Genomic DNA, 12,104 nt, shown 5'->3' on the forward strand with positions numbered 1-12,104 from the left:
CCCCACTGCCGGGAGTGGCTACACCTCGGCCCCGTACGTTCCGTACTGCAAAAGCCCCGTCGACTCGTAGACGTGGATCGCCAGCCCGCCCGGAGTCGTCTCGCTGCTCAGGAGCCGCAGGCCGGCCGGCGCGCCGCCGTCCGGCAGCAGGCGGCGGCCCGTGCCCACGACGACGGGCGCGATCGCCAGGCGCAGTTCGTCCACCAGACCGGCGGCCAGCAGGGACTGGCTCAGCCGTCCGCTGCCGTGGATCTGCAGCTCACGGCCGGGCTGCCGCTTCAGCTCGGCGACCTGGGCGGGGATGTCCCCGGACAGGATCGTGGTCGGGTCCCACTCGGCCGTGGTCAGGCTGTGGGAGGCGACGTACTTCGGCAGTCCGTTCAGGAACGCGGCCGACGGGTGCTCCGTCATCTTCGGCCAGTCGCGCGCGAAGTTCAGATACGTACGGCGGCCGAACAGGAACGCGTCCGCCTGACGGAGCCACGTGCCGACCAGCTGTTCGAACTCGTCGTCGAGGTGCGGCACGAACCAGCCGCCCCGGGTGAAGCCGTCACTGGTGTCCTCGTCCGGCGCCCCCGGGCCTTGGTAGACGCCGTCGAGGGAAAGGAATTCCTGCAGTACCAACCTCATCGCGCACCACTCTCCTGACCGGGAACGTGTCCGTCCCCCTCACTCTTCAGACATCGTGCCGCGCGAAGACTCATCGGTCCGGGCGCCGTCGATTCCTTGTTCCCGGGGATCAGGCCGCCGGATGTGGCCGCCCCCGTTTGACCTGCGATGGCTGGATCAAAGCGGCTTGATGCCTTACGTACGATCCGTCCGGCGTGTCGAAGCCGTGGGCGGGGTACCGCTTCCCTCCTCAGATCCACGGGCCATACTGGTCGGGCCCCGACCACTCACAGAACGACTCCATGGCCAAGAAAAGCAGCTCCTCGACCACCGTCCCCGACACCGCGTGGCTGGGGCGCGGGCGCCACCTCGGGCCCGAGCCCGAGCAGGATGTCCGGCGCAACCTGATCGCCCTCAAGGCGGCCGGGGTGCTCGACGACTTCCTGGACCTCGACCCCGTCGAGGCGGCCCGCTCCACCGTCCTGCATCCGCGCGACGAGTCAGCCGACCCCGGCCCGGCCGCCCGCCGCCTCTTCGAGGCGCGATGGCGGGTGGCGGACGACGTCACGGTCCGCGCCCAGCTGACCCTGTACGACGCCGAGACCCGCCGCAGGGAAGGTGAGGGCGTCACCTGGGTCCTCGCCGCCGAGGCGGAGCGAGCCTGGGACGCGCACTGGCCCTCGCCCGCCCTCATGTTCTGGCCCGACAGCGACCGGGTGGCCTGGGACCACGACACGGTGCCCGGTGTGCGCCTGCGCACGACCAACCACCTGCCCAAGGACGACGACGAGCTGCGCCGCCGGCTGCGGGAGTGCACCCGCCAGAGCTGGTACATCCACCTCGTGGTGCACGAGGCGATGACGCCGGACGCGATCGGCCAGAAGCCGGTCTCGACGTTCCTGCCGCCGAGCCTGCGCCACCGGGTGGTCGAGCACCGGGGCACGCCGGAGCAGGCACAGATCGCCGACTTCGCGATGAAGCGGGAGCTGAGCGTGCGGATGCCGCGCGGCGGCGCCGTCATCCTGCCCACGGAGCCGCAGACCGCGGGGTACGACGCGGACCACATGACGGTGCGCAGCGTCTTCCTGGACGGCACGGAACCGACCGAACTCCTCGACAGGATCAAGGAGTTCGCCGCGCTGCCGCGACCGCTGCCCGCCGAGGCCGAGCGCGCCCTGACCCGGCTGCGCCAGGGCTGGCACCTGCTCACCCCGGACGAGGAGCTGACCCACGCCCAGGACATGGTCACCAAGTACGCCGAGGCTCTCGAGGCCATGACGCACTCCCGTGACCTGTATCAGCAGGCCGCCGACGCGGCGCAGGCCGCGCTGGCCGAGGTGACCGGTGGCGACGGTGTGCCCCGGCCGTCCGCGCCGGGCCACGTCAAGGCGGACGGCTCGCCGCTGAGCGCACTGACCAAGGCGTTCGGCCGTTTCCGGGACCCGAACAAGTAGGACGCGCCGACATCACTGCGGGGGAACAGGACGTGTCGCATGGACAAGTACACGGTCAAGCAGCACGTCACGCGGTTCTTCTGGCTCCCGCGTGACGTGAGACGGAAGCACCCCACATCCTTTCTGCGGCTGGTGGGGATCTGGCTGTCGGTGCTCGTCGTCGGGGCCGGGTTCACCGCGCTCGGGTGGGACGACGAGTTCGGCGGCTCCTACCTCATGGCGGTGATGCTCGTCCTGTATGTCGCGGACGACATCGTCGAAGGGGTACGGCACCGCTGGCCGGCCGCGCTGGCCGCGGTGGCCGTCCTGTTCGGTGCGGCCCGACTCACCGGCGCCGTCCTGCCCGGCTCCCTCGACGCCGCATGGGCGGAGACCTTCGCCGCCGCCGTCGGGGTCACGCTCGGGCTGGCCGTGTCTGCCGCGATCACGCGGCTCCCGTATCGGGAGCGCCCGCGCATGGCGTGATCGGCGCCGTTGGGGCGGACTCGTCAAGTGGGCGTGTGGGAAGCGGCGTTGGCATAACGGCGAGCCAAGTGGGCGAAGGCGTCCTTGAGTTCACTCGGGCCGACGACCTCGAAGTCGGCGTCGAACCTGCCGATGGCGGCGGCCAGACCGGGCCATGACCACGACCCCAGGACGAGCCGGCAGCGGTCCGGGCCGAGTTCCTCGACGATCCCCTCGCGGGTGTAGCGGGACACCGCTGCCGCGGGCAGGCCGAGGATCACCTCGCCGCGGCAGGGCCAGTCGCCCGAGCCGTCGAAGCCCTGGAACCGGCCGGCGACGAACGCGGCCACGTCACCCCCGGGCACTTCGCGCGGGGCGAAGCGGGGCCCCGTAGGAATGCGCGGGGTGATCCGGTCCGCGCGGAAGGTGCGCCAGTCCACGCGGTCGAGGTCCCAGGCGACGAGATACCAGCGCGAGCCCCACGTGACGAGGTGGTGGGGCTCGGCCCGGCGGGGAGGAAGACCGGCGCTGTCGTCGTCGGTGGCCTCCGGCGGGGATACGGGGGCGTAGTCGAAGCGGAGCACTTCGCGGGCGTGCACGGCGGTGCTGAGCGCCATGAGCACGTCGCCGCTGACCTGAGGGTCCGGCGCTGCGGACGGCCGCTGGACGGCGGTGACCTGAAGCGTGTCGATGCGGTGACGCAGCCGGGCGGGCATGACCTGCCGGACGGTGGTCAGCGCACGCGCGGAGGCTTCCTCGATGCCGGCGCCGGTGGTGGTGGCGATCTGGAGGGCGACGGCAAGGGCCACGGCCTGCTCGTCGTCGAACAGCAGCGGGGGCAGTTCAGCGCCCGCGTCCAGGCGATAGCCCCCGTCGGGCCCCTTCAGGGCGACCACGGGATAGCCGAGCTCGCGCAGGCGATCGACATCACGCCGTACGGTGCGCGGGCTGATGCCCAGCCGCTCGGCGAGCAGCGCACCCGGCCAGTCCCGGCGTGCCTGAAGCAGGGAGAGCAGCGAGAGCAGTCGCCCTGAGGTCTTCGGCATGACTCCATGGTGCCTGGAGAAGCGGCCACAATCTGACCGCTTCTCTTGCGAGGGTCGTACCTGCCGCACAACGAGCACGACCGAAAGGCCCGATCACAGTGACCAGCACGCACACGCCCACCTCCACCCCCACTCCTACGCCCACACCCGCCCCGTCCCTGGACGCCGAGCGCACCGATCTGCTCGCCGCACTCGCCCGCGCGCGATCGGCCCTGCTCACCACGGTGAGTGGGCTCAGCGACGAGCAGGCCGGGCAGCAGCCGACCGTCGGCGCGCTGTGTCTGGGCGGGCTGATCAAGCATGTCGCGTCCATCGAGGAGGGCTGGCTGCGCTTCGTCGTCGAAGGCCCGGCGGCGATGCCCTACGACCTGCCCGACGGGGTCACCTGGGACGACCTCGCGGCCGGTACCGCCCGCGTGTACCCGCAATGGGCGATCGACCACCAGAACGACTTCCGGATGCTGCCCGGCGAGACGCTGGCCGCGATCGTCGCTCGCTACGAGGACGTCGCCGCCCGCAGTGCGGAGACCATCGCCTCCGTACCCGACCTCTCGGCGACGCACCCGCTGCCGGAGGCCCCCTGGCACGAGCAGGGAGCCGTACGCAGCGTGCGCGGGGTGCTGATGCACGTCATCGCCGAGACCGCCCAGCACGCCGGGCACGCGGACATCCTGCGGGAGGCGCTCGACGGCCGGAAGGCGGGCTGAGCGAGCGGAGCCCCGGTGGATTTCCCTGGCCGGCCGGGCGGCGAGCCGCCGCCCGGCCGGCCAGGTCCATGGGCTTGCTGGTCCAGCACGAAACCGACCGAAGGAAAGGCGTCACAGTGAAGAGGCGCGAACTGGTGAAGACGCGCGTACTCGGGCCGACCGACCCGGCCCCGGGAACCCAGCACGCCGCAGGAGGCCTCCGATGACGGTCCTCGACACCCGGGCGCTCAACCGCGCGACGCTCGCCCGGCAGCTGCTCCTGGAACGGTCCGGCACACCGACCCTCGACGCGGTGGCGCACCTCGGTGGTCTGCAGGCGCAGGAACCGCAGGAGCCGTTCTTCGGCCTCTGGTCGCGGCTACGGGCCTTCGACCCCGCGGAGCTCTCGGACCACCTGGTCCAGCGGCGCGTGGTGCGCACGCACCTCATGCGCCGCACCGTCCACCTCGTCACCGCCGACGACGCCCTGGCCTGGCGCGCCCGCCACGACGCGATGCTGCGTCAACGGGTGCTCGGGGTCTACCGTGGTGAACTCGACGGGACGGACCTCGACGAGCTCGCGGCAGCGGGCCGGGCCGTCCTGGCCGACGGTGAGCCACGCTCGATGCCCCAGCTCGCGCGTGAGCTCGCCGAGCGCTGGCCCGAGCCGGGGCCGCGGGCACTGGCGGAGATGCTGATGGCCGTCGTCCCGATGGTGCAGCTGCCGCCGCGCGGGCTCTGGCGCACGAAGGCAGGAGTGCGCAACGTCCCGCTGTCGTCCTGGCTGGAGCGCGAGGCCGACCCGCCGTCCCCGGACGGCTCCGATCCCGTGGGGCAGGCGCTGCTCCGGCGCTACCTGGCCGCGTTCGGCCCGGCGGCCTCCGCCGACCTGCGCGCCTGGTGCGGGCTCGCCGGACTGCCTGCCGCCGTCGCCGCAGTGCGCGAGGAGCTGATCACCTTCAGGGACGAGCGCGGCCGTGAACTGCTCGACCTCCCCGACGCGCCACGTCCGGACCCCGACACACCGGCCCCGGTGCGGTTCCTGCCGGCGTTCGACAACGCGATCCTCGGCTACCACGACCGCACGCGCATCATCGACGACGCCCACCGCGGCCTCTCCGTCGCCGGCGCCCGCGTCGTCCTGGTCGACGGCCGGGTCGCCGCCACCTGGACGGCCGACGCAGGCACGGTGACGGTCACCCCGCTGGCCCGCTTCTCCCGCGCGGATCGCACGGCGGTCACGGAGGAGGGAGAGGCGCTGGCGTCCTTCCTCTCTGCCGACTCCGCCGACTCTGCCGACTCCGGTGACGGCGTCCACGGCGTACGGATCGGTGAAGTCGCCTTGCCTTGACGGATGGTTCGCCGGAACCGACTGTTGCAGGGTCAGGGGACTGTCGACATCAGAGGGGGAGCGCAGTGGTACTCGGGACGGTGGCCATCACGGGCGCGGCAGGGAACATCGGATCGGTGGCGCGTGAGGCGCTGCGTGGTGAGGCGAGCCGATTGGTGCTGCTCGACCGCGTTCCCATCCAGCCGGTGGCCGACAACGAAGAAGCCCACACCGTCGATCTGCGGGACGCCGCAGCCGTGGAGTCGGCGCTCGCGGAAGCCGATTGCGTGCTCCACCTGGGAGGGGTGCCGGACGAGGCTCCCCTCCCCGACCTGCTGGAAGCCAACGTGCTCGGCACCCACCACGTCCTGGAAGCCGCGCGGCGCACCGGGATCGAACGAGTGGTGCTGGCCAGCAGCAACCGTCTGACCGGCTTCTACCCCACCGGACACCTCACGGGCCCCCAGGAGCCCGTGCGCCCCGATGGCCTGTACGGGGTGAGCAAGGCGGCACTGGAGGCCCTGGGGCGGTTGTACGCCGACAAGTTCGGCCTGTCAGTGATTTGTCTGCGCATCGGCAGCTTCGAGCAGACACCCACCGAGCCGCGCCACCTGGCGACATGGCTGAGCCCCCGTGATGCCGTCGGCTATATCCGGGCCGCGCTGACCGCCCCGCCGACCACCCGATTCAGCGCCGTCTACGCCGTCTCCGCCAACACCCGGCGCTTCTGGGAGCTCCCGGACAGGACGGAACTCGACTACACACCCCTCGACGACGCCGAAACGCACGCGTCACGCATCCCGGGCGCCGACACTCCGGCCGACCCGTCAGCACCCCAGGCCGGTGCCTACGCCTCACCCGAGTTCACGCTGAAGCACCTTTGACGCGGGGGCGAGGGCAGGGCGGGGCGGGGGCTGATCAGCCTGAACTCCACGGTCACCAAAAGGTTCCCCAGGCACCGGAAAGTGCGTTCTTCCACGTCAGCGGGCACTCTCCTAGGGTTTCCCAGTAACTACTGGAGGCCAAGGGGGGCCTTGGTCCGTGACTAGGAGACAGACAGCATGGCCATCACTCTGGTGAATCCCGACGGGCTGCCGAAGATCGACGCCTACCGTCAGGTGTCGGTCGCGACGGGGTCGAAGCTGGTGTTCCTCGCGGGGCAGGTCGCCTGGGACGCCGAGGGGGTCACCGTCGGCGTAGGCGATCTCGCCGCTCAGGTCGAGCAGTGCTACCTCAACGTCGCCACCGCCCTCGCCGGGGTCGGCGCCTCCCTCGACGACGTGGCGAAGCTGACCGTGTACGTCGTGGACTGGACTCCTGACAAGATGCCCCTCTTCGGAGAGGGAGTCGCGCGGGCGGCCGCGAAATTGGGCGTCACTCCAGTACCCCCGGGTACGTTGGTGGGCGTCGCGGCACTGGATGTCCCCGAACATCTGGTGGAGGTCGAAGCCACCGCGGTCATCGACTGAGCGCAAGCGGCCCTCGCTCGGGGCCCGTTGTCGTAACACGGTGGAGGAGAAGAGCTGTTGATGTCATTCGGGCAGCACATGGCGCAGATGGCCGCGCGAACCTTGGCGGAGTTCCCAGAAGAGTTGATCTCCGACATCTACGCGGTCACGTTCCGGATCGACAGCGTCGACCAGGACCCGAGGTTCCCGTACCTGGCGATCGGCTACAACACCGAGGCCCAGGTAGCCCAGGCGAACACGGGGACGGAGCACACCGAGGCGTGGGAGAGCCGCTGGAACTACGCCTACTTCCCGCCGTCGGGGCTGGAGGGTGTCCGCGTCATCGGCCATGATCCCGCGCACGATCCGGTCGGCTCCGATCTGCACCGGCAGGAAGCGGTGGCCCAAGGTCTCTGGTACGAGGAGGACGACGAGGGCGGCCTCTCCGAGCAGGAGCAGGACGAGCGCGGCGAAGCGCTCGCCGAACAGTTTCGCGAGCTCTGCGTCGACCTGGCGCGCCAACTCCATGAGGACGGCCAGCTTGTCGGTGTGCTCGGACGTCCCCTGCCGGTGATCCTCTACGACATGTTCGACCCTGACGAGATGTTCGCCATGACCCGTTCCGCCAACCCGCCCGAACTGGTCACGGAGTTCCTGAGCGAGGACCCGCAGGAGCAGTCGCAAGTCTGAGGCGTGCCTTCAGGTGTGCCGTGACGTGGCCGGGACCGCACCCCACGTTGGCGACGCGACCGGCGTCGGACGCCCGTACGAGTTCGGCGAAGACGCCGAGCATGCCGCGTGACAGTAGGCCCAACTGGTCTGGTTTCTTGACGTGTTGGGTGTAGTCGGCGGCGACGGTGTCGTATGACTCCCGGATCGCGGTGAGGTAAGAGGGGTCAGTCACTCCGCGAATCTAGACGAGAAGCGGTGCGTCACGCGGACTCGATTGGCCGTAGCCACAGGGCCGACAGCGGGGGAAGCGTCACGGTGATGGATGCGGCGAAGCCGCGGTCGGGGTGGGGCTCCCGCTGACGGGGGCCGTCGTCTCCGATTCCGCCGCCGCCGTAGCGCGACGCATCGGTGTTGAGGATCTCCTCCCAGGCGCCGCCCGCTTCGGGGGGTACGCCCAGCCGGTAGTCGTGGCGGACCACCGGTGAGAAGTTGAAGACGGCCAGCAGCGGGCTGCCGTCGGAGGCGTGGCGGAGGAAGGCGAAGACATTGTCCTCCGCGGCGTCGGCGGTGACCCAGGTGAAGCCGGACGGGGAGGTGTCCTCCTCCCACAGGGACGGTGTCGTGACGTAGTGGTGGTTCAGATCGGCCACGAGATGCTGGATCGCGCGGTGATCCAGGTGTGCCGGGTGATTCTCTTCGAGCACCCACCACTGGGGCCCTTCGAGCTCCGACCATTCGGCGCCCTGGGCGAACTCCTGGCCCATAAAGAGGAGTTGCTTGCCGGGGTGGGCCCACATGTACGCCAGGTAGGCGCGGTGGTTGGCGCGCTGCTGCCACCAGTCGCCCGGCATCTTGTCGACCAACGCCCCTTTCCCGTGCACGACTTCGTCGTGGGAGAGCGGCAGGACGTAGTTCTCGCTGTAGGCGTACACCATCGAGAACGTCATCTCGTCGTGGTGGTACTTGCGGTGCACGGGCTCGTGGGCGATGTAGGCCAGGGAGTCGTGGGACCAGCCCATGTTCCACTTGAGCCCGAAGCCCAGGCCCCCGAGCCCGGCCGCCGCCGACTGGTCCGTGGGACGGGTGACCCCGTCCCACGCGGTGGACTCCTCGGCGATGGTGACGACGCCGGGGCAGCGGCGATAGAGCGTCGCGTTCATCTCCTGCAGGAAGGCCACCGCGTCCAGGTTCTCGCGTCCGCCGTGGGCGTTGGGCGACCAGCCCCCCTCCTCGCGCGAGTAGTCGAGGTAGAGCATGGAGGCGACGGCGTCGACGCGCAGGCCGTCGATGTGGAACTCCTGGCACCAGTAAATGGCGTTCGCGACAAGGAAGTTGCGGACTTCCTTGCGGCCGTAGTCGAAGACGAGGGTGCCCCAGTCGGGGTGCTCGGCCTGCCGCGGATCCTGCGGCTCGTAGAGAGGCCGTCCGTCGAACGAGGCCAGCGCCCATTCGTCGCGCGGGAAGTGGCCGGGGACCCAGTCCAGGAGCACGCCGATCCCGGCCCGGTGCAGCGTGTCGACCAGGTACTTGAAGTCGTCGGGAGATCCGAAGCGTGCGGTGGGGGCGTAGAAGCCGGTGACCTGATAGCCCCAGGAGCCGCCGAAGGGGTGCTCGGCGACCGGCATCAGCTCGACGTGCGTGAACCCCAGCTCCAGTACGTAGTCGGTCAGTTCCTTCGCCAGCTCGCGGTAGGTGGAGCCCGGTCTCCACGAGCCGAGGTGCACCTCGTACACGGACATGGGAGCCGCGTGGACCGGTAGGTCGGCCCGGTGCTCCATCCAGTGGGCATCGCCCCACTCATGGTGGCTGCGCGTCACGACGGACGCCGTCGCCGGCGGGGTCTGCGTGTGGCGTGCCATCGGGTCCGCGCGCTGGGTACGGGAGCCGTCGTCTCGGGTGATCTCGAACTTGTACATCGCCCCTTCACCCAGGCCGGGCACGAAGAGCTCCCATACGCCCGACGACCCGAGTGACCGCATGGGCAGCGCGGTTCCGTCCCAGTGACAGAAGTCCCCGCAGACCCGCACACCGGCCGCGTTCGGGGCCCACACGGCGAATCGTGTGCCCTGGACCCCTTGGTACTCACCCGCGTGCGCGCCGAGCGCCGTCCAGAGTTCCTCGTGGCGGCCCTCCGAGATGAGATGCAGATCCAGCTCGCCCAGGGTGGGAAGGAAGCGGTAGGGGTCCTCCACCTCCATGACGGCCTCGGGATAGTGCACGCGCAGCCGGTAGGGCGCGCATGCGCCGGCCCGGCTGCCGCCCGGTGCCGGAATACCGCCCGAGAACAGGCCGCCTCCTTCGTCGTGCAGCTCCCACGTGCAGCCGTCCGTCACGACGGACACCGCCCGCGCGCCCGGACGCAGGCAGCGCAGGTGCACGCCGTGCGGCACGGGGTGCGCTCCGAGGACGGCGTGCGGGTCGTGATGCGCGCCGCGCAACAGCCGTTCCCGGTCGGCGGCGGTCAGTGGGGGCACCGCGCACGCGCCGCGGACGGCGGTGGCGGCGGGGGACACGTCGGTGACGGCCATGGGTGCTGCTCCTCGAACCGGACGTCCGGTCATTGGTGAGCGGTCAGCTGTGTGGGGGGGGGCTTGGGAGGTGAGTGGTGGGCGGTCACTCGTGGCGGGCAAGACGTGCGACGGCCCGCAGGGGGGCGGTGATCCAGTCAGGGCGGTGCGTCGACTCGTAGAGAACCTCGTAGACGGCCCGGTCGGCCTCGTGTGCGTGCAGCAGCACCGGGATGTCCTGCGGGTCGAAGAGGCCCGTCGCGCCGTACCCGTCGCAGAAGGCCGTCCGGCAGCGCGTGGCCCACTCCGGGCGTGCCGCCTTCTCGACATGGGCGGCGTAGTCGAAGGAGCGCAGCATGCCCGCGATGTCATGGATCGGGGAGCGGTCGGCACGCCGTTCCGCCAGAGGTTTGGCGGGCTCGCCCTCGAAGTCGACGACATGCCACTGGCCGTCGGCGCGCAGCACCTGCCCCAGATGGAGATCGCCGTGGATGCGCTGCAGGTGCAGGCCGCCGTCGGCCGTGGCGAGCCTGATGAAGACCTCGCGCAGGCCCGGTACGTGCGAGCGCAGGGCCGGCACGGTGGCCGCCGCGTGCAGCAGCCGATGGGTCATCTGGTCGGCCAGACGCGTGTGGTGGTCCGAGGCGGGCTCGCCCACGGGGAACGACTCGGCGAGTGCCACATGCAACTCGCCAGTCAAGGCGCCCAGTTCCCGCGCGTGGTCGGTGAAGTCGCCCTGGGAGAGCGCTGATTGGAGGGCCAGGGTCCAGCCGTCCGTCGCTCGCGGGAGGTAGCGCTGCACGACGCCCAAGGTGCCCCAGAACGGCTGGGTGGTGTGGAACCAGGCGACGGGCGCCGGCACGCGGGTGTACCCGTGCCGGGCAAGCACCCCCGGAATCTCCAGGTCGGGGTTGATGCCGGGCTGGACGCGGCGGAACAGCTTCAGGATGACCTCATCGCCGTACACGATGGACGTGTTCGACTGCTCGACGTCCAGGACGTGCGGCATGAGTCCCGCCGGGACGGCGGAGCGGGGGTACGACTCGAAGCGGAGCGCACCCATCACGCCGCCACGCCGTATCCGGTCGAGGAGCAGGATCGTCGCCCGGGGGTCGTACAGCGCGTCGTAGACCAGGAGATCGTGCCCGCGGGAGCCCTCCATCCGGCCCAGCAGACGCTCACCCAGGCGGGGCGGCAGATCGGGGGCGGCGCCGAGCAGCAGTTGGTAACAGGCGGAGTCCTGGGGGAGACCGCTCTGTTCGACCCGTACGAGCAGGTGGAAGATGTCGGGGGCCAGCTCCGTCGCGGCCGTCACGGAGACGCCGGTGACGGCACGCTCCCGGTGGGCGAACCATCGTTGCCGTGGCAGCCAGCGGCTCAACAGTGCCGCCAGCGTCGGGCCGGCGATGGGATGAGGCTGGGTGTCGTGCGACAGCAGCAGAGGCGAAGACATGACGTCACGTCCGATCACTTGGTAATGCGCACGGTCCGACGAGGCTCGCTTTCGCAGAGCCGGAACCAGTACGAGCCGTGTCCGGCGAGGGTGAGGAGGTAGGGAAGTTCGCCGATGGCGGGGAAGCGCACTCCGCCGATGAGTTCGACGGGGTTGCGGCCGTCGTAGGCCCGCAGGTCGAGCTCGGTGGGCTGGGCGAAGCGGGAGAAGTTGTGCACGCACAGGACCAGGTCGTCCTTGTACTCGCGCAGGAAGGCGAGGACGGAGGCGTTCGAGGAGGCGAGCTCGAGGTATGAGCCGAGTCCGAAGGCGGGGTTCTGTTTGCGGATCTCGATCATCCGGCGTGTCCAGTGCAGGAGCGAGGAGGGGGAGGACATGGAGGCTTCGACGTTGGTGACCTGGTAGCCGTAGACCGGGTCCATGATGGTGGGGAGGTAGAGGCGTCCGGGGTCGCA

12 protein-coding genes are annotated in these 12,104 nt (G+C 70.4%); 7 read left to right on the forward strand and 5 right to left on the reverse strand.

Translation table 11 applies throughout. The annotated features are described in order from the left end of the window. Positions 1-18: 18 nt before the first annotated feature. Positions 19-630 (reverse strand): dihydrofolate reductase family protein, encoded by a 612-nt coding sequence (locus AB0E78_RS41300; RefSeq protein WP_361844685.1) that lies wholly within the window; start codon positions 628-630, stop codon positions 19-21. Positions 631-911: 281 nt separating this feature from the next. Between AB0E78_RS41300 and AB0E78_RS41305 the strand changes: the two genes are divergently transcribed. Next, positions 912-2,063 carry a hypothetical protein gene (locus AB0E78_RS41305; protein WP_361844688.1) on the forward strand — a complete coding sequence of 384 codons (1,152 nt, stop codon included), beginning with the start codon at positions 912-914 and terminating at the stop codon, positions 2,061-2,063. 39 nt (positions 2,064-2,102) lie between these two features. Then, a complete protein-coding gene (locus AB0E78_RS41310; protein ID WP_361844691.1) occupies positions 2,103-2,528 on the forward strand; it encodes a hypothetical protein in 426 nt (141 codons plus the stop codon). A 23-nt stretch (positions 2,529-2,551) separates the two neighbouring features. Here AB0E78_RS41310 and AB0E78_RS41315 read toward each other — a convergent pair whose 3' ends face one another. Then, positions 2,552-3,553 (reverse strand): WYL domain-containing protein, encoded by a 1,002-nt coding sequence (locus AB0E78_RS41315; protein WP_361844694.1) that lies wholly within the window; start codon positions 3,551-3,553, stop codon positions 2,552-2,554. Positions 3,554-3,651: 98 nt separating this feature from the next. On the opposite strand from AB0E78_RS41315, the gene AB0E78_RS41320 reads away from it, so the two are divergent. The 5 genes from AB0E78_RS41320 (at position 3,652) to AB0E78_RS41340 (ending at position 7,707) form a co-directional block, all read left to right on the forward strand. Further along, complete coding sequence (locus AB0E78_RS41320) at positions 3,652-4,260, forward strand: DinB family protein (protein WP_361844697.1); 609 nt, start codon at positions 3,652-3,654, stop codon at positions 4,258-4,260. A gap of 202 nt (positions 4,261-4,462) precedes the next feature. Further along, complete coding sequence (locus AB0E78_RS41325; RefSeq protein WP_361844700.1) at positions 4,463-5,590, forward strand: winged helix DNA-binding domain-containing protein; 1,128 nt, start codon at positions 4,463-4,465, stop codon at positions 5,588-5,590. Between the two features lie 65 nt (positions 5,591-5,655). Further along, entirely contained in the window at positions 5,656-6,453 is a 798-nt protein-coding gene (locus tag AB0E78_RS41330; RefSeq protein ID WP_361844702.1) for an NAD(P)-dependent oxidoreductase, read from the forward strand. 177 nt (positions 6,454-6,630) lie between these two features. Then, entirely contained in the window at positions 6,631-7,038 is a 408-nt protein-coding gene (locus AB0E78_RS41335; protein WP_361844705.1) for a RidA family protein, read from the forward strand. A gap of 60 nt (positions 7,039-7,098) precedes the next feature. After that, positions 7,099-7,707 carry a hypothetical protein gene (locus AB0E78_RS41340; protein ID WP_361844707.1) on the forward strand — a complete coding sequence of 203 codons (609 nt, stop codon included), beginning with the start codon at positions 7,099-7,101 and terminating at the stop codon, positions 7,705-7,707. Positions 7,708-7,949: 242 nt separating this feature from the next. On the opposite strand, the gene glgB is transcribed toward AB0E78_RS41340, so the two are convergent. The 3 genes from glgB to AB0E78_RS41355 form a co-directional block, all read right to left on the reverse strand. Beyond that, entirely contained in the window at positions 7,950-10,217 is a 2,268-nt protein-coding gene (gene glgB / locus AB0E78_RS41345) for a 1,4-alpha-glucan branching protein GlgB (protein WP_361844710.1), read from the reverse strand. 85 nt (positions 10,218-10,302) lie between these two features. Beyond that, positions 10,303-11,649 (reverse strand): maltokinase, encoded by a 1,347-nt coding sequence (locus tag AB0E78_RS41350; RefSeq protein ID WP_361844713.1) that lies wholly within the window; start codon positions 11,647-11,649, stop codon positions 10,303-10,305. Between the two features lie 14 nt (positions 11,650-11,663). After that, positions 11,664-12,104: alpha-glucosidase C-terminal domain-containing protein (locus tag AB0E78_RS41355; RefSeq protein WP_361844717.1), on the reverse strand; the 441-nt coding region annotated here is incomplete at its 5' end.

Source organism: Streptomyces sp. NPDC032198, from assembly GCF_040636975.1.
Taxonomy (GTDB): Bacteria; Actinomycetota; Actinomycetes; order Streptomycetales; family Streptomycetaceae; genus Streptomyces.

Coding starts and splice junctions, on each gene's coding strand:
- AB0E78_RS41300 (WP_361844685.1), bottom strand. CDS start 630: ATGAGGTTGGTACTGCAGGAATTCCTTTCCCTCGACGGCGTCTACCAA.
- AB0E78_RS41305 (WP_361844688.1), top strand. CDS start 912: ATGGCCAAGAAAAGCAGCTCCTCGACCACCGTCCCCGACACCGCGTGG.
- AB0E78_RS41310 (WP_361844691.1), top strand. CDS start 2,103: ATGGACAAGTACACGGTCAAGCAGCACGTCACGCGGTTCTTCTGGCTC.
- AB0E78_RS41315 (WP_361844694.1), bottom strand. CDS start 3,553: ATGCCGAAGACCTCAGGGCGACTGCTCTCGCTGCTCTCCCTGCTTCAG.
- AB0E78_RS41325 (WP_361844700.1), top strand. CDS start 4,463: ATGACGGTCCTCGACACCCGGGCGCTCAACCGCGCGACGCTCGCCCGG.
- AB0E78_RS41335 (WP_361844705.1), top strand. CDS start 6,631: ATGGCCATCACTCTGGTGAATCCCGACGGGCTGCCGAAGATCGACGCC.
- AB0E78_RS41340 (WP_361844707.1), top strand. CDS start 7,099: ATGTCATTCGGGCAGCACATGGCGCAGATGGCCGCGCGAACCTTGGCG.
- glgB (WP_361844710.1), bottom strand. CDS start 10,217: ATGGCCGTCACCGACGTGTCCCCCGCCGCCACCGCCGTCCGCGGCGCG.
- AB0E78_RS41350 (WP_361844713.1), bottom strand. CDS start 11,649: ATGTCTTCGCCTCTGCTGCTGTCGCACGACACCCAGCCTCATCCCATC.